At 43.3% G+C, this 24,325-nt stretch carries 21 protein-coding genes and 1 other RNA gene; 15 read left to right on the top strand and 7 right to left on the bottom strand.

Annotated elements, in window-relative coordinates:
* Window positions 1-536: 536 nt before the first annotated feature.
* A complete protein-coding gene (gene larC / locus MsAg5_RS00440) occupies window positions 537-1,784 on the bottom strand; it encodes a nickel pincer cofactor biosynthesis protein LarC (RefSeq protein WP_338098637.1) in 1,248 nt (415 codons plus the stop codon).
* Window positions 1,781-2,641, bottom strand: a complete 861-nt coding sequence (larB, locus tag MsAg5_RS00435) for a nickel pincer cofactor biosynthesis protein LarB (protein WP_338098636.1) — start codon at window positions 2,639-2,641, stop codon at window positions 1,781-1,783. Before larB ends, larC begins: the two co-directional genes overlap by 4 nt.
* 268 nt (window positions 2,642-2,909) lie before the next feature.
* On the opposite strand from larB, the gene purL reads away from it, so the two are divergent.
* The 3 genes from purL to rnpB all read left to right on the top strand — a co-directional run bounded on the left by purL (window position 2,910) and on the right by rnpB (window position 7,319).
* Window positions 2,910-5,099, top strand: a complete 2,190-nt coding sequence (purL, locus tag MsAg5_RS00430) for a phosphoribosylformylglycinamidine synthase subunit PurL (protein ID WP_338098635.1) — start codon at window positions 2,910-2,912, stop codon at window positions 5,097-5,099.
* Window positions 5,100-5,487: 388 nt separating this feature from the next.
* Window positions 5,488-6,807 carry an ATP-binding protein gene (locus MsAg5_RS00425; RefSeq protein WP_338098634.1) on the top strand — a complete coding sequence of 440 codons (1,320 nt, stop codon included), beginning with the start codon at window positions 5,488-5,490 and terminating at the stop codon, window positions 6,805-6,807.
* 164 nt (window positions 6,808-6,971) lie between these two features.
* Window positions 6,972-7,319: RNase P RNA component (gene rnpB, locus MsAg5_RS00420), an RNA gene on the top strand.
* Between the two features lie 90 nt (window positions 7,320-7,409).
* Here rnpB and MsAg5_RS00415 read toward each other — a convergent pair.
* From MsAg5_RS00415 to MsAg5_RS00395, 5 genes are all read right to left on the bottom strand, one after another.
* Entirely contained in the window at window positions 7,410-9,074 is a 1,665-nt protein-coding gene (locus MsAg5_RS00415) for a hypothetical protein (RefSeq protein WP_338098633.1), read from the bottom strand.
* A 178-nt stretch (window positions 9,075-9,252) separates the two neighbouring features.
* Window positions 9,253-9,909, bottom strand: a complete 657-nt coding sequence (locus MsAg5_RS00410; RefSeq protein WP_338098632.1) for a hypothetical protein — start codon at window positions 9,907-9,909, stop codon at window positions 9,253-9,255.
* A gap of 36 nt (window positions 9,910-9,945) precedes the next feature.
* Window positions 9,946-10,635, bottom strand: coding sequence for a DUF116 domain-containing protein (locus MsAg5_RS00405; protein ID WP_338098631.1), 690 nt, complete (start codon window positions 10,633-10,635; stop codon window positions 9,946-9,948).
* Window positions 10,635-11,369 carry a DUF116 domain-containing protein gene (locus MsAg5_RS00400; RefSeq protein WP_338098630.1) on the bottom strand — a complete coding sequence of 245 codons (735 nt, stop codon included), beginning with the start codon at window positions 11,367-11,369 and terminating at the stop codon, window positions 10,635-10,637. Before MsAg5_RS00400 ends, MsAg5_RS00405 begins: the two co-directional genes overlap by 1 nt.
* A 293-nt stretch (window positions 11,370-11,662) precedes the next feature.
* A complete protein-coding gene (locus MsAg5_RS00395) occupies window positions 11,663-12,445 on the bottom strand; it encodes a Fic family protein (RefSeq protein WP_338098629.1) in 783 nt (260 codons plus the stop codon).
* Window positions 12,446-12,791: 346 nt separating this feature from the next.
* Here MsAg5_RS00395 and MsAg5_RS00390 point away from each other — a divergent pair, with 346 nt between their 5' ends.
* From MsAg5_RS00390 to MsAg5_RS00335, 12 genes are all read left to right on the top strand, one after another.
* Window positions 12,792-13,403: a hypothetical protein gene (locus MsAg5_RS00390; RefSeq protein WP_338098628.1), complete on the top strand. Its 612-nt coding sequence runs from the start codon at window positions 12,792-12,794 to the stop codon at window positions 13,401-13,403.
* Window positions 13,404-13,524: 121 nt separating this feature from the next.
* Window positions 13,525-13,929: an ATP-binding protein gene (locus tag MsAg5_RS00385; protein WP_338098627.1), complete on the top strand. Its 405-nt coding sequence runs from the start codon at window positions 13,525-13,527 to the stop codon at window positions 13,927-13,929.
* A 235-nt stretch (window positions 13,930-14,164) separates the two neighbouring features.
* Window positions 14,165-14,527 (top strand): hypothetical protein, encoded by a 363-nt coding sequence (locus MsAg5_RS00380; RefSeq protein ID WP_338098626.1) that lies wholly within the window; start codon window positions 14,165-14,167, stop codon window positions 14,525-14,527.
* 70 nt (window positions 14,528-14,597) lie between these two features.
* Entirely contained in the window at window positions 14,598-14,972 is a 375-nt protein-coding gene (locus MsAg5_RS00375; protein ID WP_338098625.1) for a hypothetical protein, read from the top strand.
* A 63-nt stretch (window positions 14,973-15,035) separates the two neighbouring features.
* Window positions 15,036-16,319 (top strand): anhydromevalonate phosphate decarboxylase, encoded by a 1,284-nt coding sequence (locus MsAg5_RS00370; RefSeq protein WP_338098624.1) that lies wholly within the window; start codon window positions 15,036-15,038, stop codon window positions 16,317-16,319.
* A gap of 79 nt (window positions 16,320-16,398) precedes the next feature.
* Entirely contained in the window at window positions 16,399-17,586 is a 1,188-nt protein-coding gene (locus MsAg5_RS00365) for a phosphomevalonate dehydratase large subunit (RefSeq protein ID WP_338098623.1), read from the top strand.
* Window positions 17,583-17,999: a DUF126 domain-containing protein gene (locus MsAg5_RS00360; RefSeq protein WP_476738668.1), complete on the top strand. Its 417-nt coding sequence runs from the start codon at window positions 17,583-17,585 to the stop codon at window positions 17,997-17,999. Before MsAg5_RS00365 ends, MsAg5_RS00360 begins: the two co-directional genes overlap by 4 nt.
* A 10-nt stretch (window positions 18,000-18,009) precedes the next feature.
* Window positions 18,010-19,245 carry a TIGR04013 family B12-binding domain/radical SAM domain-containing protein gene (locus MsAg5_RS00355; protein WP_338098622.1) on the top strand — a complete coding sequence of 412 codons (1,236 nt, stop codon included), beginning with the start codon at window positions 18,010-18,012 and terminating at the stop codon, window positions 19,243-19,245.
* Between the two features lie 931 nt (window positions 19,246-20,176).
* Window positions 20,177-20,986 (top strand): hypothetical protein, encoded by an 810-nt coding sequence (locus MsAg5_RS00350; RefSeq protein WP_338098621.1) that lies wholly within the window; start codon window positions 20,177-20,179, stop codon window positions 20,984-20,986.
* 596 nt (window positions 20,987-21,582) lie between these two features.
* Entirely contained in the window at window positions 21,583-22,041 is a 459-nt protein-coding gene (locus tag MsAg5_RS00345; RefSeq protein WP_338098620.1) for a hypothetical protein, read from the top strand.
* A 260-nt stretch (window positions 22,042-22,301) separates the two neighbouring features.
* On the top strand, window positions 22,302-23,003 hold the full coding sequence (locus MsAg5_RS00340; RefSeq protein WP_338098619.1) for a hypothetical protein: 702 nt from the start codon (window positions 22,302-22,304) through the stop codon (window positions 23,001-23,003).
* Window positions 23,004-23,384: 381 nt separating this feature from the next.
* On the top strand, window positions 23,385-24,233 hold the full coding sequence (locus MsAg5_RS00335; RefSeq protein WP_338098618.1) for a DUF7714 family protein: 849 nt from the start codon (window positions 23,385-23,387) through the stop codon (window positions 24,231-24,233).
* Window positions 24,234-24,325: the final 92 nt, after the last annotated feature.

Below are 24,325 nucleotides of genomic sequence, written 5' to 3'. Positions count from 1 at the left end.
CATGATCATATCAATTAAAATGGATTTTAAAAAAAGAAGGCGTATCTTATCTATTTTTATGTTTTAACGCCAAATTTTCTCGTCTTTTTCAAAACGGAATGTTCAAAACAGCTCTTTTAAACGATAATCATTATCAATAAAAATAAGCGGTTTGAGTTTAATCTGTGGAAAATGTTGTTGGGGGGCAACATTTTCCGTGCGGGTCTCATAAAAGAGAGGATTGTTTTACGGAGGTTTAAAAGTCGTCAGACGAAAAGAAGTGTAAAACAATTTAATTTACCTTTACCCAATTGCTTCTAATCTTTTAAGGGGTATATATACCTATCTGTTCTGTCAACATGCCGATTCATTCGGAAAACCATAAAAATAACGCAGAAAAGAATAAACAGGCTCAATAATTTTTATCGTTGTTTGCATATTTCGATATCGTCAAACGTGGACAACGTCAGATCGTCTTTCTTTTCTCTTTCGTCCGGCCGCTTTCGTTTGAATATAAAAAAGTAAAAACCGAAAAGATTCGCCATTGAAGAGAATCTTTATTCGCCGGCAAATTTTTCTTGTGCGTCCGATTCTGTTTTTTGAATAACTTTTTGGAGCGGAAGGCCAGTTTCTTTGGCAATCTGTTTGCAGTTTTCATATTCGGCGGAAATATGAACGATGCCGCCTTCCGGCAGCCGGGCGATTTTGACCGGAATCGTGTAGCTTTTACCGGAAAAATCCATTTCAATCGATTTAATCTCTCTGAAAACAGACAGCCTGTGCTTGGACGGAATGACGCGGACGCCCAAAGATCCGGTCTCCGTAATGATTTTACGCGCCAGCTTTTCCGAATCGGCCGGTTTGGCGATGACGCGAATCAAATGAGCCGGGCGCCCCTTTTTCATAAAAATCGGCGACACGGAAACATCCCGGGCGCCCATTTCCATGAGCTCGTCCATCAAATGGCCGATGATTTCACCGGTGACGTCGTCGACATTTGTTTCCAGGATTTCGATGTGCTCTTTGGATAAAACCGGCAGGCTGCTTAAACCGGTCTGCTCGTCAATACCGTTTTCATCATCTGTTTCAACAAGCGACGCCCTCAAAACGTTCGGCAGGTTGGTGTCGGCACAGCCGGCGCCGTATCCGGTTAAAATTTCCGTTCCATAAACGGCTGCCGCCGGTTTTGCAAAATGTGACAAAAGCGCCGCGCCGGTCGGCGTCAGCAATTCAATGTCGCCGCGCGCAAAAAAAGGCAGCCCGCCGGCTCGAAGAATTTCAAGCGTAGCCGGCGCCGGAACCGGAAGTTCGCCGTGCGCGCACCGGACAAAACCGCCGCCGACGTTGATGGGTTTGCAAAGAATCGTTTCGTAAGCGGTTTTTGGGTTTTGCGCCAAATCATAAAAACCGGCGCAAGAGCCGACGACATCCGCAATCGCGTCGTTTTGGCCCGTTTCATGAAAATGAAGGTGGTCCAATGTTTTGTGGTGAATCCGGGACTCCGCCTTGGCAATGATTTCAAAAACAGAAAGTGCGTTCGCTTTGATTTCCGGAATCAAATCCGAGTTTTGGATCAAACCGACGATTTCAAAATAAGTCCGCGCATTGTTTTCGTGAACATCCTCAATGTTGGCTTTGGCGGCGTAAATGCCGTTTTTAGAAACAAGACCGGTCGAAAATGAAACATCCGTTACCGCTTCAATACATTTTTGAATGAAGGCTGCGTCGGCGCCTAAGTCAATCAATGCGCCCAACATCATATCGCCGGACGCGCCGGAGAACGGGTCGAAGATCAATGCTTTCATTTGTTTTTGCGCCCCTTTTTACAGTTATGAGTCACGATTTTTCCGTCTGTTTCATCCATATCAATATCATTTTCCGTACAGGCGGATTTTTTATTTCTCAGTTTTTCCATTCGGTTGGCAATGCGCGCCGCATAAGCGCCCGCCACAAATCCGGCGTCAATATTCACAACGCTGATGACGGAACACGATTGCAGCATCGCCAACAAAGCTGCTTTCCCGTTGGCGCCGGCGCCGTAGCCGGTCGACACCGGAAGTGCGATCACGGGCGCGTCAATCATGCCGGCAACAACCGTCGGAAGCGTTCCTTCCCGGCCCGCCGCCACGACGACGGCATCCGGTTTAAAATCCGTCAATTTATTCATTTCTAAAATCAAGCGGTGATAGCCGGCGACGCCCACGTCGTAAATTTCAATCGTGCGGCAGCCCATTTCTTCCGCTGTCATTTTCGCTTCTTCAAGAACCGAAATATCGGCCGTTCCCGCCGAAATAAAGGCGACGAGTCCGCCGTCCGCTTTGCGTTCGGTTTTGCCGTCATGAACAACGCAGGTCGTGCTGTTTTTTCCCGTTGCGACAAAATCAAATTCATCTTTCAGCGCCTTTAATTTTTTCTTGGACACGCGCGTCACCAAAACGCGGCCGTTGGCGTCAACTTGCGCCCGCACAATTTGAATCAGATTGGCGGTCTTTTTTCCTTCGGCCAGCACCGCTTCCGGAACACCGGTCCGGCGGCACCGGAACGTATCGATTTTGGCAATGTCCGACACGGCTAAAAATCCCATGGAGCGAATTTTTTCTTCGGCGGTCGTTAAATCAATCTCTCCCGACCGGTATTGCTCCAAAACTTTTTGAATATCCATAAATTTCTGCTTTTATCAATCCTTTGAAGTCTTTTATATCTATCTCCAACATCATCCAAATTGACAAATCATGATAGTTTTTGTTTTGTTTTTCGCCGAATATTTGATTTTTATTCCATTTCTGTCAATATAATATATGACAATTCGCTATTCATTTTTTGGCTATGACAAGCCTTTTAAATTATCATTTATTTCTTAATTTTGTGTTTTATTGTTTTTGACAAAAACAAAAAAATTGATTCAAATCATAAAAAAAAGGCTGATATCCATGTCCATGTTACCCGCAGAAGATCACAAATTGATCGTTGAGAAATTAGGTCGTGAGCCCAACACTTTAGAACAGGGCTGCTTTTTGAATCTTTGGAGCGAACACTGCTCCTACCGCTCCAGCGGCGTCTTGCTCCGAAATTTTAAAACCGATGGCGAAAACGTCCTCATCGGTCCGGGCGACGATGCGGCCGTCATTAAATTCGATGACGAATACGTTCTCTCGGTGGCCATGGAAAGCCACAACCACCCGTCTTACGTCGAACCGTACAGCGGCGCCGCCACCGGCGTCGGCGGTATTGTCCGCGACGTTATCTCTATGGGAACGCGCGCCGTCGCCGTTCTCGCGCCGTTTTACGTCGGTCCGTTGGACAACGAAAAAAACCGCTGGCTTTTTGACAACATTTTACAAGGCTCGGCCGATTACTCCGAAACCATCAAAGTCGCAGCCGTTCGCGGTGAATCTTATTTTGACGACCGCTACAGCGGAAACCCGCTCGTTAACGTCGTTTGCGTCGGTCTCGGTAAAAAAGAACATGTGATGACTTCCGTCTCCAAAGCGGCCGGCAACCGCGTTCTCCTTTTCGGTTCCAAAACCGGCAAAGACGGTCTCGGCGGCGCTTCCTTTGCGTCCAACGCCATGGGCGAAGATGAAGAAGTTCCGGAAAAATCAGCCATTCCGGCCGGCGACGCCGAACTTGAAAGACGCGTGATTGAAGCCACCATTGAAATTATCGAAAAAGGGCTCGTGGAATCTTGCCGCGACCTCGGCGCCGCCGGTATGGCCGGCGCGACGTCCGAACTGGCCGACAAAGGCAACTTCGGCGCCCGCATTATTTTAGACAATGTTCCGGTCAAATACGACAACATGACCGCTTATGAAGTGATGCTGGCCGAAACCCAGGAAAGAATGCTGGCGGAAATCAAACCCGAAAACCTCCAAACTGTTCTGGACATTATGAAAAAGCACGATGTTCCGGCCGCAGACGTTGGTTACCTGACCAAAGAACAGGAATATGTCGTGGAATACAAAGGCAAAGTTGAAGCCTCTCTTCCGATTCGGTTCTTAATCCAAGGCGTTCCGAAAGTCGAACTGCCCTCCAAAGCGCCCGCACCAAGGTCAGCCGACTTGGTCGCTCAAAAACCGAAATCTCCGGCAACGGCGGACGAGGTGAAACAATCTGTCTTTAAAATGCTTTCTTCTTACAACCTTGCTTCCCGCAAATGTGTTTGGGAAAAATACACGGAAACAACCCTTCCGTCCGTCGTCGGTGAAAGCGGCGGCGACGCCGGCATCATGAAAGTGACCGACAAAAAAGGATTTGCGATGACCTGCGGCTGCGAACCGGCCATCGGTCTTTTGGACCCGTACGTCGGCGCCACAATTACTGTTATTGAAAACGCCATGAACGTCGCCGTGAAAGGCGCTTCCGGTCTTTGTTTGGTGGACAACCTCAACTTCGGCAATCCCAAAAAGCCGGAACAATACTGGGTTTTAAAACAATCCGTTCTCGGTTTGTCCGACGCCGCCAAAAAATTAAACATTCCGGTTGTTGGCGGCAACGTTTCCCTGTACAACGAGAGCGACGAGTTCGACACCGCCATTCTTCCGACGCCGGCGATTGGTATTCTCGGCATTGTTTCCTTTGAAAAACCGGTTCCGTCCTCCTTCTTCAAAAATGACGGCGAAACCATCATCTTGATCGGAACAACCAAAGCGGAAATGGGCGGCAGCGAATATTACCGTGTTTCCGGCATGGAAACGGCGGGAACCGTTCCATCCGTTCCGGCTGACTACGACAAAATTGTCGCCAAAACCGCAGAAGTTTGCGCTTCCGGAAACGTCACCTCCGCACACGACATTTCCAAAGGCGGTCTCGGGATCGCTTTGGCAAAAATGATCTCTGCCATCGGCGCTGACGTCGACTTGTCCAAGATAACCGGCGCGGCGGATGAAGTTTTGTTTGCCGAATCTCCGGCTCGCGTCATTTTGACCACCAAAGAACCCGCAAAAGTCATGGACATGTTGAAAGGCGTTCCGGCGGTTGAAATCGGAAAGACGACAAAAGCCACCGACTTAAAGATGAAATTGGCAAGCTCAACGGTTATTTTGACCAAAGCGGAAATCGATGAAGCGGCTTCTTCCATTGAAAAAGCGATGAAACTCGGTTACAAGCAACAGGCTTACTGATTTTAAAAATTGAATTTAAAAATTGAATGAAATGATTTCATTCAATTCTTTTTTTATTTTTCTTCAAAAACGAGAGGCGTATTTTTGTCGAGTCATGAATAATGATCGCCATAACGCGCGCGCCGGTCCGCTGTAAATTTATGTGTTTTAATTTTCGTTGTCGGTTCCCTCAATTTTTATTATTGTAATGGTCATTAAGATAACGCGAGTTAAAATAATATTTTAAATCATTTCTCCCACATGTCGTCTCAACATTTTCATTTTTAATGCCCGTGTTTCGAAATGTTTAATTATTGTAATGACTATTAACTTAATACACATTAATTAAATGACTATTAAATATTTGAAATTTAAATCATGAGAGAATGAATCGCGGAGATGAATGACATTGGATTCCGTCAAATTTTATGACCGGCAAAAAGAACTGGCAGCGTTGGCTCAAACGCGCCGCCAATCTGAAAAAAAGGCTTGTTTCACGGTGATCGTTGGACGCCGTCGCATCGGAAAAACATCTCTTCTGCTGGAATCTGTCAAAGGACAAAAGTATCTTTATTTGTTTGTGTCGCGAAAAACGGAGCCGTTGCTTTGCGCCCAGTTTCAAAAGGACGCTGAGCAGCAGTTGCTGGGATTCAAGATTTTCGGGTCGGTTGTTTCGTTTCGCGACCTTTTTGAGCAGCTGATGATTTATGCATCTCAGGAACATTACACGCTCATCATTGACGAATTTCAGGAATTTGAGAATATTAACCCGTCCATTTTCAGCGATCTTCAGGATCTGTGGGACAAATACAAAGACCGATCCAAAATAAATTTCATCGCATGCGGTTCCATTTATTCTCTGATGATGAAAATCTTTGAAAACAACAAGGAACCTCTGTTCGGCCGCCTGACGTCCAAAATCATCTTAAAGCCGTTTTCCGTCGGCGTCATGAAGGAAATTCTGAACGATTACAATCCATCTTATACGCCGGAGGATTTGCTTTGTTTGTACATTCTGACGGGCGGCGTTGCCAAATATATCTTTTTGCTGATGGACGCCGGCGCAGTCACGCAGGAAAAAATGCTCCAAGCAGCAACGTCATCGGATTCTGTCTTTTTGGTTGAAGGAAAAGATCTGCTGATTTCCGAATTCGGCAAGGAATATGGGACTTATTTTTCCATCCTTCAGCTCATCGCGTCCGGAAAAAGCATGCAGAACGAAATCGATTCCATACTCGGTAAAAATACGGGCGCTTACCTGGTCAATTTGGAAAAAGAATATTCTTTGATCACCAAACACAAGCCGATGTTTTCAAAACCGGAAAGCCGCAAAGCCCGGTGGCGGATTCATGACAATTATTTGCGCTTTTGGTTCCGGTTTATTTTTTCCAATCAGCAGTTGATTGAATTGGACCGGCATGATCTGCTTTTGGAATATATTCAACATCATTATGACTCTTACAGCGGTCTGCTGCTCGAAAAATATTTCCGGGAAAAAATCGCCGAAACGGAACGGATCACCGACATCGGGAGCTACTGGGACAACAAAGGCAAAATTGAAATTGATTTGATTGCGCTCAACCGGCTTGACCGGACGGCAATCGTTGCGGAAATCAAACGAAATCCGAATAAAATTGATCTGAATCTTTTGGATGAAAAAGTTCAGCACGTTCCTGATTTGATGAAATTTGACGTGACGCTGAAAGGTTTTTCCATGAACGACATGTGATTCCGTGAGAATATCCCTTGGATCGTATTGAATATCAATTTCAAAACTGAATGCAAAACAGAATATCAAAACAGAATATCAAAACAGAATATCAAAACAGAATATCAAAACTACAATTCAATTTGCCAACAATTAAATACTCTCAGACCTATTTTCCTTTTCGCGGGAGCGGCAGGGCGGCTTCGGGAATTCTCCTGAGGAAAGTCTCCCCACCGTCTTTTGAATTTGCGGGCGTTTGTGAAGAACGCCTGACGAGAGTCAGGGCAATGGCACAGAAACGATACCGGGTCATGAATGCGATGATATGAAAAATTGAGGTCTCATGACGCGCGGATGCAACGGTCAATCCCCGCAGGTGCAAGTCATCGGGAAAACGCGGCTGATTCAAAAGCGCGCCCGAGGTTCAAATACGCATAGCTGAATGCCGCCGTTCGCTTTCGGAAACGAATGGATTCAAAACAAGATTGGTTTTGATGAGAACAGGAACAGAAGGGAGCTTACTCGCCGGACCCGCTTTTATTTTTATTTCGCTTTTATTTAAATCAATTACAAACGAATCATAAGTGAGTTATTCAACGAAATTCTGAATCAGAAAAACAACATCATTCAGGTGTTTTTCCTCTCTTTTTCAAATCGTTGTCAATAATTTTTCTCAAACGGACGATCTCTTCTGCCGCTTGATCGGCATCATATTTCTTTGAAAAATCCATCGTCTTTTTCAAGGTTTCAAAGCTTTTGCCGGCGAATTCATCTTTTAATTCTTCTTTTTGCAGAATGGTCAGCATCTCAAAATAGAATCGGAAATAATTTTCAAGTTCCGCAATCATCCGGTTATCCGACTTGTCAAGATGATTCGATCTATCCGCCGGTTGGGTTTGTTCCGTTCCTTCCGGCTGCGGCAAAATGGACGCCGCCGTCAACGCTTTCATCATCCGGTTCAAGTGGGTCATTGACAAGTCAAGAATGTTTCTTGGGAACGATTCTTTTGAGAAATCGCCGTTTCGGATGTAAGCGGACAAAATGGCCAAATGTGTTTCAAAGAATTTGTCCAATAACGCCGATATATCTTTGTTTTCCGGATTCTTCTTATTTTTCAATTTTTCCGTCAGCCGGTCCGTATAATGAATCAGAGCCTCTTGATAATTCTTTTCAATATTGAAATATTCACTTGTAAAGTCCAAATCCTGCTTCTCATGAATGAATTTGGTCGTGAGGGCCAAGTGGTAACCGCACAGGAAATATCCGCATCGTATTTCGTATTCTTCTGTTTTGTCCGACAAATTTTCATTGCCGGCCAAAACCGCCATCGTGCCGGCTGTATACGCCGCCAGCATATCTTTTGAAAAGCCGTTTCTTCGTTGCGCAGCCATTGCCGCTTTGAAGTCCGTACCAGGATTTTGTTCGTGATCGCGCCGGATGATTTCGGAACTTTCGGTCACGTCTTCATAAATGAAATTTTGCAGATTGCTCTGAACGTGCGCGCCGGCGGGCGGGAGAGCGAACAAGTTGACGTCGTTGTCCAGAGCGATTTCCGTGATTTTTTTGAACAACTTATTTTTGGGATAATCTCTCGGAATCCGGACGCGGAGAAGTTTCATGGTGAGTATTCTGTTTCTTCGGACGATGTAGGTCAAAAGATCCGGATTTTCAAAAATGTCGTTGAACAAGATGATGGTTTGAGATTTCAAGTTCCGGTCAGCTTTCCAAAGCGGAATATTTTTCCGGGCAAGCAGCTGTTCCCGAAGTTCCAATCTGTCATATGTTCTTGAAATCGAGTCGAAATAAGTGTCCAAATCCATCACAAACGTTTCATAATCGGCCCGGTTGAGCTGTTTAATCAGGTTTCGGATAAACGGCGTCATCCGCAGAATTTTGACCGAACTGAGACGTGTGAATGAATAAATCAAGTAAAAGGCGCCCAAAAATAAAGCAACGATTAAGACGAAGTATCCGTTAGCGATTTGAAACGAAAACGTAAAAACGGTCACGCTGATGATGATGTTGTTCAATATGAATGAAAAAAACACCAATCCGACGGCGAGCAGACAAAAAGCGTAGTCGAACAGCCAAATTTGGTAAATGTAATTTCGCCGTTTATAATCTTCAAAGAAAGAATATCCGACGGCAAAAAGCACCGCGACCGTCAAAATTAAAGTCAGCATGCTGATCACTTCGCCGCCGGTTCCGGGACCGAGGGACAAAGACAAATGCAGATTGCCGCTTAAAAAAGCGTAGATGAAAATGAGTACGATGAGGATGCCGATCATTTGAAAATTTCCCCGAAACGGCAAATCGCCGTTGAGTTGAATTATATTCTTTTCAAATGAATCGTTCCAAATTTATATTAATTTAATGCTAAATATATTAAAATTTAAAAAAGAATTTTATTTTTTAATTTATTTTATTTTTTAATTTATTTCCATCCTTTTTTAATACATTTAATTTTTAATGATTGTGACAACATCCGTTGACGACGACATCTAACCGCCGGTTCAAAAACGGAACGTCCAGACGGATCAGGTCCCAAAGTGTTTCCGGATTGAGTCCGTAGGTTGGGTGGACAACTTGCGTTTCGATGGTTTGCAGACTGTTCCAATCTACTTTCGGATTCCGGCTTATAAAATCAGGATCCAGGGCGAGCGCTTTGGCTTGGACTTTTGCGAGAAGCGACGTCAAGTGTTCATGAAGAGATTTATTTTTCATGAAATCTCCATAAGCAGCGCCTTTGGACAATTCTTCAAATTCGGTCAAAAAAGAAATCATTTCCGAAACAACGGCTTTGGATTCGGCGTCTCCCGGATGAGATTCGCAATCATGATCCTGATCGTGACCGTGTTCGTGGTCTTGTTCATAATTGTGGGTGTGCCCATGATTATGGTGTTCACAACTGTGATCATGTTCATGAGCGTTTTCATGATCGTGACCATGCTCATGATTGTGATGATGCCCGCAGCCGCAATCGTGACCGTTGTCATTCAAACCGTCGTCCGCATCCAAATAATACGGATGAGATTCGTCGGAATCATTGTATTCCCGTTCATGACATTCATTCGGCTCGTGTTGACAATCTTTATGACATTCGGTTTTTTTGGGGGCGCTCATTTTACTTCTCCGAAATCGGTGATGTTAAAACGCCGTTTAATGAGATAAATTTACGGGCTCTTCCGTTATATCCGGATAAACATTGGCGCCGGTATTCGCCTGAAGGCGCTGAAGCTCCTTTTCAAACAAGATCATATCAATTTTCGTATTGTAGCAGCCGTTTGACAGAAGCGGAACGCCGTATGTCGTTATTTTTGTTTTCCGAAGTTCGCGAGCGCCTTTGTTTAATTCATAGTGGCAACCGATCGCGAGAACGCCGTCCGTTTCTTTGGCCTCGTCGCTGCTCAAAATGTGGCGGACAAAAGACGAGCCGGTGACGATGTATAATGTGTAGCCGGTCTTCTCTGCAATTTGTTTAATTTCCGCATAATCGCATTTTCCGCAGGAAACGCATTGAATTCCCAAACGGGTGGTTCGGGCCGGGCACTCCATGTGGCGCATGCAGTGGGGCGCGATAATGATTCTGTTTTCCGTTTTTTGGAATTTTCTGCGTCCCGCTTCATTTTTCAGAATGGACATGCGTTCGTGCAGTTTGTCCGGACATTTAAACAAAAACATGTAAACCGCAAGCATCGGCTTATAGAAAAAGTCCATTGTTCTCGTGGCGACGCCGGCGGAAAGAGAATGATTCTTCAAATTGCCGCGGCTGACGTAAAACGCGAAAAAAATCAAAATGATTGAGAGCGCCAGGGCGATTGTCAGCGCTTTTCCGATGAATGAATACATTATTCTTCCCCCAAATTTGCTGCGGCGGCTGACACGGCCGGTGCTGTTCCCGGGAATGCCGGCAAGACAGGTAACGTCGGCAGCATGGTTCGCTTTGCCGTCGAAATGGTTTGCTCCATTTTTCGAATCACGTCTTCAACGTTCACTTTTGTTTCAAAGCAGCCGTCATTTGTCAAATAAACGCCTTGCGCCGGGATGATGGATGTTTTTTGAAGCGATTCGCTCAGCTCGACCGGACACGCCACGCCGATGCAGGACGTCGGTTTGTATTCTTTGAATATTTTTCGAACAAAACTGCCGCCCGGAATCACAAATGCTTTAAAGTCGCGCGCTTCCGCTTCCTGACACAATTGTCCGATGTCGCACCGTCCGCAGCCGGTGCAAATAAATCCGTAAAGCGGATCGCAGCGGGCGCGGCAGTTGCTGCTTCGCAAGCATTGCGGCAACAGCAAAATTTTCCGCTCGCTTTTCTTTTTGAATTTGTCCAGCGCGACTGCGTTTTGGATTTCGACCAAAATCTCGTCGACCAGCTGCTCATTCATGGAGAACGCTGAGAAAACGTATTTCAGCGGCGCATAAAATAAGTATAAAATGAATAAAACGAATTTCGGGAAAAGGATTTTCTTTCTCCGAATATTGTAAATGCCGATGAAGACGGCGAGAATATTAAAAATAACAATCAACGAGAGCGCAATGATTGCCAAACGTCCGATTGTTTCGTAATTGATTTCCATATGAAAAACCTGTTTCGTTTTTGTGAACCACATTTGTTATTGTGTGGTGTTATTGTGTGGTAAAATGAATGAAATTTGGAGAATTGATATTGAATCCAAAAAATTCGAATTGAACCGAATCGATCAAGATGGATTGAATTGTCAATCTTTTCAATAAAAACGATTCAACATTTATGTGCTCATTTATAAATTGAGTGGTGTAAAAATAGGAGCGGACTGAATATAATTAAAAATATAATTGTGTTTTTAATTTATATTTTTATTACTTTTATTATTATTTTCACATTTCTGTTTTATTTTTTCAGACATTTCGGCAGCATTTCTAAAAACGGTAAGCATTTGTCATAATCAAGTTCATAATAGTTGACGCCTAAATCAATATTTTCATAATATGTCGAACGATTTTCTTTGCAGCATCTTTCGGATTCAATTGCCCAAAAGCGTTTTCCCATCATGCTTGCGATAAACCATTTTTCGAGGAGGCGGGCAGATCTTCCGTTTCCATCCGAAAACGGATGAATATGTGCGCATTTCAAATGAATCAGAGATGCATGATAAAAGACTTCTGCGGCGGACATTTTTTTCTGTTTTTCAAGAGATTCGATCTCATCAAAAAAAGCTGCCATCGTTTCTTTGACAAATTCCGGTTCGACAGCTAAATAAATCAAGCCGGATTCGCCGAATACGCCCACACTCTCATTTCTATATTTTCCGCGCCGGTTTTTGGAAACCAATGTTCTTGAAAGTAATTCGTGGCATTTCAAAAAATTGGATTTGCTAAGCGTGTTTTCCTGAGCAAATTTATAAGCTGAAATCAAGTTTTCAATCTCTTCGATTTCTTTTTCTTTGGATTTTTGCCGGGATAGTTTATAATTCATAAATGAATTGAGGTCGACCGTATTTCCTTCAATGTTTGATGAATATACGGCGGACGCTTCCGTCAAATAATTAAAATCAAGTTCGTTGTCGGAAAACGGATATTTTTCAATCAAAGAGGGGATTTGACATCCGATTCTGTTTTGGTAATCGGCAAAGTATTTTAAATCCGTGACATTAAATGATTTTTCGATCGTCATCTCCGTTCCTCCTCTTTTCATTTTTTAAATTTGATTTTTTTATTTTTGACTTTTTGTTTTTATTTTTCACTTTTTCTTCCGTATTTCGTTGCTGATAATGGATTTGTATCTATAAAATGATTCCTTTAATCTGACTGATATTGTTTTTCAATAATCTTTTCACGATTTTTGGAATCTCATCTGAATCTATTTTTTTAAAACAATTTATATATTCTTCGAAACTGTATTTATTTTGTGATTTTTTATTTACACCTTTCAAAGAAAGTAATCTCGAATAATAGGTAAAATTATGAAACAATCTTTTTTAATTTCAGTTTTTTTAATTTCTGTTTTTTGTATTGTTTTGATGGCTCCAATTTCATATGGCAGTTCAAACGATTTTTCGGGTGCAAATTACGGATGTGCTTTGGGATATAATGTTTCATACCACATGTACAGTAATGTCGATGAAATCTCTGAAGCAGCTGACCTAATCCTGATTGGAACAGTCGGCGAAAGTACGATTGTTTGGGATGACGGTGATTTTTTAGATGACGACTATTTCGGCAAAAATTTCGCCAATGCGGATACGGTCATTGAAGTTGATGAATATTTGAAAGGTTCCGGGTTGTCGGAAATCCATGTGATAACAATCGGGTCTCTCAATGAAAGCTGTATCATGGACGGCAGAGTCAATCCGATTTTATCGCCGGGGGATCAAGTTTTGCTTTTTTTAAGTGAAAGTGAGCGCTATCCAAATTCCTACAGTATTACCAGTAATCAAGGTTATCTAATAAAAGACGGCGACCGTTATGTCGGAGATTTCGGACGGCTTAATACAACCGTGGATGAGGTCAAAAACAGCATTGAAGCTGGAGACAAAAAGAATAATGTGCCTCTCTACGGTCTGACGTTTCTCATTGTTATTCTTTTGATAGGCATTGTTTGCTTAGCATACCGGAAAAAACGGATAAAATGATAGATTTGTCAAAGTTTTCATAATTTTCGTGTGTTTTCGATAAGTATCTTTTATATACCTAATCGTTCATCTATGATTCTAGTTCAAACTAATTGAATGAATAAATCAGGTGGAAAATCATATGGAATTAAATGTCGTCGGCAAACCGCCGTCCAAAAAAGTTGTCAGAAGCATTATCAAAATCGATGAAGAGAAATGTAACGGATGCGGAAAATGCGTGTCGCCCTGTGCGGAAGGCGCGATTCAAATCATTAACGGAAAAGCCAAAGTCGTGTCGGAAGATTTGTGCGACGGCATGGGTTTTTGTATCGGCGTTTGCCCGACCGGCGCGCTTACAGTGGAAACGCGGGAAACCGTTCCGTTTGATGAAGAAAAGGCAAAAACACAGCCGAAAATCAAAGACAGCTCCATTGTTTGTTACAAATGCGGCAAAAGTGAATACAATGCGTATTTGCTGCCGATGCGCCATGGCGGCGAAAGTTTGTGGGTTTGCACAAGATGTTTGCCGGCTTTGATTCACGGATGAGTTTTTGGAATCAAATCCTGTTATTTTATTTGATTGATTTTCTTTTTTTCTCTTCTTTTTATTTTTCATTTTTCTTTTGTTTTCTCTCTTCTTTTTCTTTCTTCTTATTTTTTATATTTTTCAATTTTATTTTTTCGTTTCATTTCTCTTATATCTCTTTTTTCATTTTATCAAAATCGATAACGTTTTATTAAATTCCGGTTTCGTTCCTTTGTTCAAAGTTTGGTGGTTTAAAATGGAATGTATGGATCTTTTACTCAAATACGCCGGATTTCTGGCCGGAGCTTTAACAGCTTTTGTCGGATCTTATTTCGGATTAATTCGATGGATTAGCAAACGTTTTCATAAAATCGAATTGCTGATTCAAACTCAGTCCCATGAATCTGAGTTAAAAATTCAACAAGCAAACCATCTGATGGAACTGGAATTTCAATCTTTGAAATTCAAAATTTCAAACCTTTCCCGTGAAAATAAAAAGCGAAAGAATGGGTTAAAAGATTTAAACAAACGAATTGATTTTTTCTTAAATCAAAAGGAATCGAATTCATTTCATCAAAATTATTTGGAATATTTTCATCAAAATAAAAAATATAAATAAATTTCAATAAATTATGAAAAAATTTATAATTATGAATTCATTCTTTATTTTAAAGAACGAGTTGATCAAAATGAGCTTGGAAATTTTTGAAATGGGGCAACACTGGGCGATTTACATGAATCCCCAAACGGCAACGAAAGAAGAAAAAGACGAATTTATGAAGATTCTTTATAAGCGAGACGTCTTGTCTGAGATGCTTTATTTTGATTATGTGTTTGGGAACGATGCCGATGAAATGTTTCAGCATGGTGTCCGACTCAATAACATATCTTGGTTTGCAATCGATTATGCGATTATGAAAGAAAAAATTGATCTTTTGGAGAAAAACCAAGATCTTTTGTTTTCAATGGTGAACGCGAATAACTTGAAATTAAACAATGAAATTGAATCCGAAAGTTTAAACAAAATGGTTGAAGGAGAAATGGTTGAAAGAGTCCGGATTTGAATAAATATTTTAGAATTTTAATAACTTATTTATTCATCCTTTGCTTTTTTAACCTCAGATACTATGAGTTTCCGCGATTTTATTGACAACTTAAAAGCAAACGGTCGGTTAACGGAAGTGCCCGATCCCGTTTCCAAAGACTTCGAAGCGCCTGTGATTGCCCATCAAACCAAAGGTCCTGTTTTTTTCCATGACGTTTCCGGATCTGCAGCCATTATGAACCTTCTCGGCACCCGCGAAGAACTCGGCGCCATGCTCGGCGTTCCACGCGACGAAATTATTCAAAAATTATCCGACATTACGCCCAACGGCACCGTTAAAATCGTTAACGATTCGCCGACCAAAGAAGTCGTTTTGGAAGGCAAAGACGTCGATTTGACGAAATTGCCCATCATGAAACACTTTGAAAAGGATGGCGGACTCGGCTATATCACGGCCGGCGTCGTTGTTTCCGAATACGGCGGCGAAATGAACGCGTCTATCCACCGTCTCATGCTGATCGACAAAACCCGGTTGGCTGCCCGGTTGGTTCCGCCGCGGCATACGTTTGTTCTGCACAAGAAAGCGTCCGAAAAAGGCGAAAAATTACCGGTGGCGATTGTTCTCGGCGCCGATCCGGTCATTACGTACGCAAGCACCACCCGCGTCGCGGCGTCCAAAGAATTTGAATATGCAGCGGCTCTCCGGGGCGCGCCGGTTGAACTTTTCAAATGTGAAAACGGCGTTCATGTGCCGCATGCCGAATATGTTTTAGAAGGCTATATCGATCCGACGGGGCGCGTGCCGGAAGGACCGTTCGTGGACATCACGGGCACTTACGACCACATCCGGCCGGAGCCGGTCATTCACATTACCCGGATTTACCACCGGAAAAATCCGATTTATCACGGTATTTTGCCGGGCGGCGCCGAACATCTTTTGATGATGGGCGTGCCGTACGAACCGAAAATTTACAAAGCGGTCAGCGAAGTGACGACGGTCAAAAACGTCGTTTTGCCGGAAGGCGGCTGCTGCTATCTGCACGCGGTCGTTCAAATCAAAAAGCAAACGGAAGGCGACGCCAAAAACGCGATCATGGCGGCTTTTGCGGCGCACACCAGTTTGAAACATGTCGTCGTCGTGGATGAAGACATTGATATTTTCAATCCGGACGACATCGAATTTGCGATCGCGACGCGCGTCAAGGGCGACATGGACATCTTGATTGTTCCGAATGTGCGCGGCAGCTCGCTGGACCCGCGGGGCGCGCCGGACGGCACGACCACAAAAGTTGGCGTGGACGCGACCAAAGTTTTGGCGAACAAGGAAGATTTCGAACGGGCAAAGTTTCCCGTTCTTAAAAAGTAATTCACGTTTTCATTAAAAACAGCAAAGCTGCGAAAAGCAAAACAGCAAACAGCACTTCAATAATGGTGGATTTTGAATTATGTATTTAACAAAAGAAGAAGAGCGGACTCTGCGCGGCGACGACGGGGCAACGCTCCAAAAAGCGATTGAAATTTTAGTGGCGCTCGGCGACATTTACGGCGCCGACAAACTCATTCCGATCAAAAGCGCTCAAGTGTCGGGCGTCTCTTACAAAACAATCGGCGACGCCGGTTTGGAATGGATTTCCGATTTGAAGGGAATTGTCAAAGTGCCGACCGTCCTCAATCCGGCCGGTATGGATCTCCAAAATTGGGAACGCATCAACATTGACGCTCATTTTGCCAAAAAACAATTGGAAATCATTCAGGCGTTTAAGAATCTCGGCATCGAATCCAAGTGCACTTGCACGCCGTATTATTTGGAAGGATTTGACGTTCAATACAAAGATCATTTGGCTTGGGGCGAGTCTTCCGCAATCTCTTATTCCAATTCGGTTCTCGGCGCCCGCACCAACCGGGAAGGCGGTCCGTCAGCGTTGTCGGCAGCCTTGGTCGGGAAGACGGCCGACTTTGGTTTACACCGGCCGGAAAACCGGATTCCGAATATGGACATCACCGTCGACTTTGATTTGACCGGTTCCGATTTCGGCGCGCTTGGATTCGTCGCCGGAAAACTGGTCGGGAACAAGATTCCGATTTTCCACCTGACAAAAGCGCCGGCGAAGGATGAAATGAAAATGCTCGGCGCGGCGATGGCGGCATCGGGCGCCGTTGCACTTTACCACATTGACGGCGTGACGCCGGAAACGTTGGACAAAAATATTTCCTTTGAACGCCCGGCTGAACGGGTTTCTATTGACAAATCTCAGATTGATTCGGTTTACGCGTCGGCAGACTCATCCGTTCGTCCCGACATCGTGACAGTCGGCTGCCCGCACTGTTCTGTTGACGAACTCTCACAAATTGCCAAACTGGTCGCCGGGAAAACGGTTGCCAAAGAGTTTTGGGTTTTCACGTCCCGAGAAGTGGCGAATAAAAATCCGGATTTGGTGGCTCAAATTGAGAAAAGCGGCGCCAAAGTGGTGTGCGACACCTGTATGGTCGTATCGCCGGCGGGCGACAAATATTCTTGTATGATGGTAAACTCCGGAAAGGCTTATGCTTACGTTCCCGGCATGTGCGGCATGAAATCCGTTTTCGGAACGGTTGATCGCTGCGTCAAAGAAGCGCTGGGGGAATCCGTATGACCAATGAAAAAATGATTGTTCACGGACGCCCGATTTCCCGCGGCGTTGCTTCCGGTCCGGTTCTTTTGACGAAAGACCCGATTTCATTTTTAGGAAACGTGGATCCGAAAACCGGAAACGTCATCGATCCGGCTCATGAACTCTACGGGAAATGCATTAAAGACGCCGTTTTGGTTTTTCCGGCCGGAAAAGGCTCAACGGTTGGCTCTTACGTGATTTACCAATTGAAAAAGAACAACGTTGCGCCAGCGGCGATTATCAATTTGGACTGCGAACCGATTGTGGCGGTCGGCGCCATTATTTCCGAAATTCCGCTCATTGACCAGTTGGAGAAGAACCCGTACGACTTATTGACAGACGGCGACGTTGTTGTCGTGAACAGTGCGGACGGCTTTATTGAAATTTCAAAATGAGGCGTGATTTTTGATAACCAAAGATTCCGGAACGCCGAAAAAGGCGGTTCCGGTTCATTTTCGTTTTTTAAAGAAAAACAGTTACAGTTTTTCAGCCTTGGCGCCGGTTTTGCCGCAAGCCGATCTTTTAAACGAGCCTGCGCCCGGAATTATGGTTTACAGTTTTTTCACGCGGCAAAAAGAAGAGATCTTTTCAGAAATGGCGGCGGTCAAAAAAATGTCGTCGGTTTCATCCGGTTCTGCGCCGTCTCATTTTTTCATTGCCGGCGGCCCGCATCCGTCCGGCGCGCCTCAAGAAACATTGAACTATTTTGACGCGGTCGTCGTCGGCGAAGGTGAAGTCACGCTTCCGGAATTGGTTTCTTACGTTCAAAGCTCCGGCTTTTTTGAAAACGGCTGGTCCCAATCGTTTTTGGAAGGACTTTCTCAGATATCGGGAATTGCTTTTTCAAATCCAAATACTAAAAATATGATTCAAACATCACCCCGTCCGCCGATTCATTTGGATTCGTTTCCCTGTTTTTCGCCGGACAACATGTGGCGCCCGCTTGAGATTTCGCGCGGCTGTCCGCACCGCTGCAAATTCTGTCAAACGCCGCAGCTTTTCGGCCACAAAATGCGGCACAGAAGCATTCCTGAGATTTTAAAATTCGCAACCTATTATGATGATTTGCGGTTTATTTCATCCAACGCGTTTGCTTACGGCGGAAACGGCGTGACGGCCAAGCCGGAAAAAGTCAAGGAACTGCTGGTTGCGCTTTCAAAAATCGACAACAAGCGGATTTTTTTCGGGACATTTCCCTCCGAAGTCCGTCCGGAATTCGTGACGGAAGAACTGATGGATATGATTGTGAATTACTGCGCCAACGATTCGATCAGCATCGGAGCGCAATCCGGCAGCGACGCCGTTCTCAAAGAAATCGGCCGCGGACACACATCGGAGGACGTGTATTCCGCCGTTGAAATCTGCGTCGGCAAAAAGATCACGCCGATTGTGGATTTTATTGTCGGATTTCCGAGTGAAACGGAAAAGGACCAGCAAGAGACGCTGGATTTAATTGACTGGATTTGCAAAAAGAACGGTGAAGTGCGGGCGCATTATTTAACACCTCTGCCGTCGACGCCGTATGAAAATATTATTCCGAGTGACGTTCATCCGGATATTTCCAACAAATTGGGAAAACTGGCATTGGGCGGTAAACTGAAAGGCGTTTGGGAAAAAGGGAATTTTACAAATTCGGATTGATGAATTCTGATTTTTGTTTTTTTTTGGCGGGCGGCCGGCGCGCGCGTTACGGCACACATTTTTTTGAATTTTTGAAAATTGGAGCCTATTTTTTTGCATTTTTCAAGCAAACCAACCCGTAAATTCTGACGCAAAAATTCCGTCGCTTCGCTAGGAATTTTTCAGGGCGGTTGGAGTCTGCTTCTAAAATTCGCTACGCGAACGGCTCCCTTCGGTCGCTAAAAATATGATTTTGCTTGTTCCAACTTCCCGTGCAAACCATCCCGTAAAATCAGATGCGAAGCATCTGTATTTTGCGGATACCGCTGACAAGTACAGTTTTAGTTGTCAACAGTAGAACAGTTCGGATTAGGAAAAACCTGTATTGTTGGGGACAGTAGGTGCAAATCGGAATTTAAAAATAGTAATCTGTAGGTGCAAATCGGAATTTAAAAACAATGAACTGCAGGTACAAACTGAATTCTAAATAAATGAACGATCAGCAGTTTATTTCATCTCATTTTTGGATTTCCGCACGTTCAAATTCTTCACGCCTTCGGCGTTCAGAATTCTGAACTTGCGGGATAACATTTGGAATCAGAATGTGTCGAATCGGTTGAGCTTTCTGTCTGGTGAATTGCGGCATACGCGCGCGTTACAGCATCGTTTTTCCTTCATTTCTCAAATCCACCGGCTTGTTTATCTTTGCCGGTCTAAAATAAAAACCAAATACGCATTTTGCAGAATTTTTGATCTGGTCAATTTATATTTGATATTTTATAGTAATTTTTAAATATATTATGCAAATATATATTATTGTTTCAATTATACTTTGCATTTTGCTTTGTCCATTGAAACATTTACAAAACTCATATCAAACGAATTTATTGACTCGAACGAATTGTCTGTAATACTTGTCCCCATCCCGCAAAATTGAATAGGAGAAATTAAAATGAGTATGGAAATTTTTAAAGAAAGCGTCAAGAAGGCTTTCGGTTCATACAAGATGAACTTTGTTTCCTTCTTCGTCGGCGCTTTCGTTTTGTTATTGTTTCCGCTGATCGTCATGGGCCTGTACACCTATGCCCTTTATGCGGATATTTTGTCATTCACCATGTTTGTCGTCATTACGGCGGTCGCATTGATTGGCGTCATTTTGCTCATGCCGCTTTTATACGGCTTAGCTTACCAAGGCGTTAAAGGAACGCGCAGTCCCGACGTGGCGGCTTCCGACATCTTCTTTGCTTTCAAATCCGGCGACCACTTCATCCGGAGTTTGGGCTTTGGCGCGATTGCGCTCACGCTCGGCGTCATCGTCTTCATCATCGCTCAAGGCATTTTGTATGTGTTCAGCTTAAGCCCGGCCCACTTGGACTGGCTGTCCTTCAACATCATCATCGCTCTGGCGCTTCTGGTCTTGGTGATCTTCATGTACCCGCTTGCGATTTACGTGATGGATGCGCCCAAAGGCGTTAAATATTCATTCTCAGAAGCTTCCGGCATTATGAAGTCCTATTCCGGCGGAACCATTGTCGCTCTCATCTTCGCGACCGTGCTGAACTGGATCAGTTTCCTTATCCCGGTCGCGGTTGTCTGCGGCTACTTGGACTTTTTGGGCGGCAGCATTGCCTATCCGGAAGAACTTGTCGCGATTGTGACGTTAATTCTGCTGATCCTGACATTGCCGTTTACGGCGGTCTTTTTGGCGTACATGGTCAAAGACACAAGACCGACCATTCATGATACGGCTGAAGAAATTTAATTAAAAATCAATCATTTATTTGTCAGTCTGATGAAAATCAGACTTTCATTTTTTTTGTTTTTCAATTTATCCGGTTTCGTTTTTGTTCTTTTTTATTTTTTGTCTTATTCATTTTCTTTGTTCTTGCGCCGGCGTGCGCGTGCGTTGCGGCGTCAGTTTTGATCCCATTTTCAGAAACAAATTTTATATTTTTGCCGTTTTCAAAAAAGCGATGAGCTGCTTTCGTTTTTTAATTTTTAAGTTGATGTATTCTTGCCTATGATGATATACTCATCACATAAAAATCATAAAAACATATTAATAGGTTTACTTATTATAAATAAATTCAAAGCATTTTCAACGGACTTTTGACTCTCTTTTGGGTTAACAATTCTGAGACTGCTTTGTTTTGTAACATTTCGTAACATTCGTTTGAGTATTAGTTTTAAGGAGTTATCTTTATGAGTTTTGATTCAGGTTTAATTACCACAGGTCTTAAGAAAGCATGGGGTGCCTTCGCATCAAATGCTGTCGCATTAATTCTCGGGGTCTTAATTGCTGTTTTTGGATCCCTTTTGATTGTAACATCTGCACCGCTTGCATATGGCTTCTGTTATATGTGCATTAAAGCCACCCGTGGCGAAAAAGTTGCAATTACAGATGTTTTCTACGGCTTTAAATCCCTCAGCGTCTTTATCAGAAGCTGGATTTATTTCATCATCGTGCTCATCATTCTCTTCATCGTTGGTATTATCAACAGCATCTTGAGCATCATTCCGTACCTTGGCGCTATTGTTGCTTTTATCTTGGGTATTTTTGTATACATGTTCATGATATTCACTTTGTACGTCTATGTCATGAGAGCAAGTGAAAACATTGTTTATGCCCTTAAAGAAAGTTTCAACATCATCAAGAGCAACATCTTGATGACTTTGGTCGTCGCCATTATTGCCTATATTTTGATTTTAGTAGGCGTTTTGTTCATTATTGTTTGGTTGGTTACAATTCCGATCGCTGTCGTTTTCGGTGCGTACGTATTGAAGGAAATTGCCCCGTCCACAAAAGACGAATCTTAAATTAAAAAACTGAAAATCAAATGTCTGATTTTTCAGACATTTCTTTTTTCTTTTTTGTTTTTCGCTTTTTTTTGTTTTTTCTTATTTGTCTCTCTGTTTCCGCTTTTCTAAAATCTTAATCATAAAAAGATTTTAATAGAATTATTTTTGTATATTATAACGTATTTTAATGACAGTTTTTGACAACAATATTTTCAAAAGCATCATTGAAATTCATTTCTTTTGTTATTGTTTTGGTTCTTTTAAACGGAGTTGTTGTTATGGAGTTCGATTTCAAAATAATTGAAGAAAGCCTCAAAAAAGCATGGCAGGCTTTTGTCGACAATATTATCGCTTATATCGTCGCAGCGATCATTTTCATCATCGTTGCGTCTGTCGCTTCCCAGTTTATCACCGGCGTCGCTCTGATTTGGGCGGTTCTGTCGCTGAGTCTTTCCTTTGCAGCGTCCGCCATTTACGGACTTGTTTTGGCGATTATTGGTATTGTCGGTCTCATCATTCTGCCGCCGGTCGCCTACGGTTTGTATTATATGTCTTTGAAGGGGCTTCGCGGCGAAAAAGTTGACATAAAAGACATTATGTACGGGCTGAACGCAAAAACAATTGTCAGAAGCTGGATTTATTTCATCGTCCTTTACGCGATTATGTTTGTTTTCGCCATCATCAGTGCGATCTTGGGATTCATTCCGTTCCTCGGCGGCCTCATCGCCTTGATCCTGATGATCATCGTTTACACGTTTTTGTTCTTCTCACTCTACATTTATGTGATGACGCCCAACGAAAATGTGGTTTACGCGCTCAAAGAAGGTGTTGAAATTGCGAAAAAGAATTTCCTCATGACATTTGTCGCCATGATTTTGTCGGGAATCCTCTGTATTCTGATTGTGACCATTCCGCTCGGACTCGCGTTCGGCGGTGAAATACTCAAAAAAATCGTCCCGACTCTCAAAGATGACTCTTAAAAGTAAATGAAACTTTCATTTACTTTCTTTTTTCTTTTCTGTTTACACCTGCTGTTTTCAGATTTGCCGTTTGCATCTACAGTTGACTGTTTTAAGATTTCAGTTTGCACGGTTGTTTTAACAATTAACTCCCATTTTGCGAACATTACGGTTTCAATAATATTTCAGTTTGCACGGTTGTTTTAACAATCCAAATTCCGATTGTTTGTGATATCCGCTTAAACAGGCGCGAAACGCGCCTGTTTAAGCGGGACGGTTTGCTTGATTCAAAAGAAGAAATTAATATGGGTCACAGGACTCAAAATTTTTTCAGCCACATCTTTTTATATTTCCAAATCAATTTGAAATCCAATCTTATTATTCAGTTTTCAGAGGCGCTCCATGATTTTTCCGGAAGAATACAAAAATATCGGTTTCTGTCATCCCGAGATGCATCCGGGCGCTGATGAAAAAATTCACGTCTACTTTTTGTCCAAATACCTTCTGGAAGAAACCGCGTCCGGCTTTCGCTTGTATGAAATTTCTCATTCCGGCGCCGGCTTTTTGCGGACAGTCGAATCGGTCCGCCTTCTGGCGTCCGAAAATGACATCGCCGTTTGCGACGCCGTTCTCAACATCAAAAACCGGACGCTTCTGATTGAAAAAGCGGCGGGAATCTGCAAACAAACCGGCGCGACCACTGTTCTTTTTACCGGGTTTGACCGCCACGTCACGTTTATTCACGAGCCGGATCCGTCGGAAATTCTGGACATTCAAGTCATTGACGTTTTCCCGCCGAATCCGCCGTGGCTGTCCGATTGCATTGATCGCCTCGACCAAAGCGGAATTTTCGGCGACCTTCAGATTCGTTTTTCAAAAAAATTGATTGATTTGTCCGTTCACCAAGGCGAAAATACGATTTATCCATGCCGGTCGTCGGGTTTGACGGGAAAGTTTTTGGACTCCGACAAAATCGAAGGAAACGGCTTTAAGCTCGTCGGCTGCGATACCTCGCGAACGGTTTTTGAAACACTTTACCCGAACACGGATTATGAATTTATTGAAATGTGTCCGACAAGATCGTTGGCGGCAAAACCCAATAAACCCTTTATCATGCGGTGCTGCAAATCCGAAAATTCCGGAAATATTATTGAAATCAACGGACACAAGGGCATTATTGTTCATTGGGGCGCCGGCGAATATCAAATTTCTGAAAATATTCGGAAATTGGTTGCAGAACTCAGAAAATAATTCGTTTTTCGTTTATTTTTATTTGTTTTTCGTTTATTTTTTATTCCCTTTTTTTATTGATGTCAAGCAAACCATCCCGCAAAATCAGACGC

The organism is Methanolapillus africanus (genome assembly GCF_032714475.1).
In the GTDB taxonomy this organism is placed as follows: domain Archaea; phylum Halobacteriota; class Methanosarcinia; order Methanosarcinales; family Methanosarcinaceae; genus Methanolapillus; species Methanolapillus africanus.
Note: the sequence above shows the minus strand (reverse complement) of the source record. Positions and strands in the feature narration are given on the sequence as shown.

Excerpts from the sequence above, each read along its gene's own strand:
- MsAg5_RS00375 (WP_338098625.1), top strand. The coding sequence starts at position 14,598 with ATGAGCTTGGAAATTTTTGAAATGGGGCAACACTGGGCGATTTACATG.
- MsAg5_RS00360 (WP_476738668.1), top strand. The coding sequence starts at position 17,583 with ATGACCAATGAAAAAATGATTGTTCACGGACGCCCGATTTCCCGCGGC.
- MsAg5_RS00390 (WP_338098628.1), top strand. The coding sequence starts at position 12,792 with ATGGCTCCAATTTCATATGGCAGTTCAAACGATTTTTCGGGTGCAAAT.
- MsAg5_RS00415 (WP_338098633.1), bottom strand. The coding sequence starts at position 9,074 with ATGATCGGCATCCTCATCGTACTCATTTTCATCTACGCTTTTTTAAGC.
- larB (WP_338098636.1), bottom strand. The coding sequence starts at position 2,641 with ATGGATATTCAAAAAGTTTTGGAGCAATACCGGTCGGGAGAGATTGAT.
- MsAg5_RS00365 (WP_338098623.1), top strand. The coding sequence starts at position 16,399 with ATGTATTTAACAAAAGAAGAAGAGCGGACTCTGCGCGGCGACGACGGG.
- larC (WP_338098637.1), bottom strand. The coding sequence starts at position 1,784 with ATGAAAGCATTGATCTTCGACCCGTTCTCCGGCGCGTCCGGCGATATG.
- MsAg5_RS00335 (WP_338098618.1), top strand. The coding sequence starts at position 23,385 with ATGATTTTTCCGGAAGAATACAAAAATATCGGTTTCTGTCATCCCGAG.
- MsAg5_RS00395 (WP_338098629.1), bottom strand. The coding sequence starts at position 12,445 with ATGACGATCGAAAAATCATTTAATGTCACGGATTTAAAATACTTTGCC.
- MsAg5_RS00380 (WP_338098626.1), top strand. The coding sequence starts at position 14,165 with ATGGAATGTATGGATCTTTTACTCAAATACGCCGGATTTCTGGCCGGA.
- MsAg5_RS00385 (WP_338098627.1), top strand. The coding sequence starts at position 13,525 with ATGGAATTAAATGTCGTCGGCAAACCGCCGTCCAAAAAAGTTGTCAGA.
- MsAg5_RS00345 (WP_338098620.1), top strand. The coding sequence starts at position 21,583 with ATGTGCATTAAAGCCACCCGTGGCGAAAAAGTTGCAATTACAGATGTT.
- MsAg5_RS00350 (WP_338098621.1), top strand. The coding sequence starts at position 20,177 with ATGAGTATGGAAATTTTTAAAGAAAGCGTCAAGAAGGCTTTCGGTTCA.
- purL (WP_338098635.1), top strand. The coding sequence starts at position 2,910 with ATGTCCATGTTACCCGCAGAAGATCACAAATTGATCGTTGAGAAATTA.
- MsAg5_RS00410 (WP_338098632.1), bottom strand. The coding sequence starts at position 9,909 with ATGAGCGCCCCCAAAAAAACCGAATGTCATAAAGATTGTCAACACGAG.
- MsAg5_RS00400 (WP_338098630.1), bottom strand. The coding sequence starts at position 11,369 with ATGGAAATCAATTACGAAACAATCGGACGTTTGGCAATCATTGCGCTC.
- MsAg5_RS00370 (WP_338098624.1), top strand. The coding sequence starts at position 15,036 with ATGAGTTTCCGCGATTTTATTGACAACTTAAAAGCAAACGGTCGGTTA.
- MsAg5_RS00340 (WP_338098619.1), top strand. The coding sequence starts at position 22,302 with ATGGAGTTCGATTTCAAAATAATTGAAGAAAGCCTCAAAAAAGCATGG.
- MsAg5_RS00405 (WP_338098631.1), bottom strand. The coding sequence starts at position 10,635 with ATGTATTCATTCATCGGAAAAGCGCTGACAATCGCCCTGGCGCTCTCA.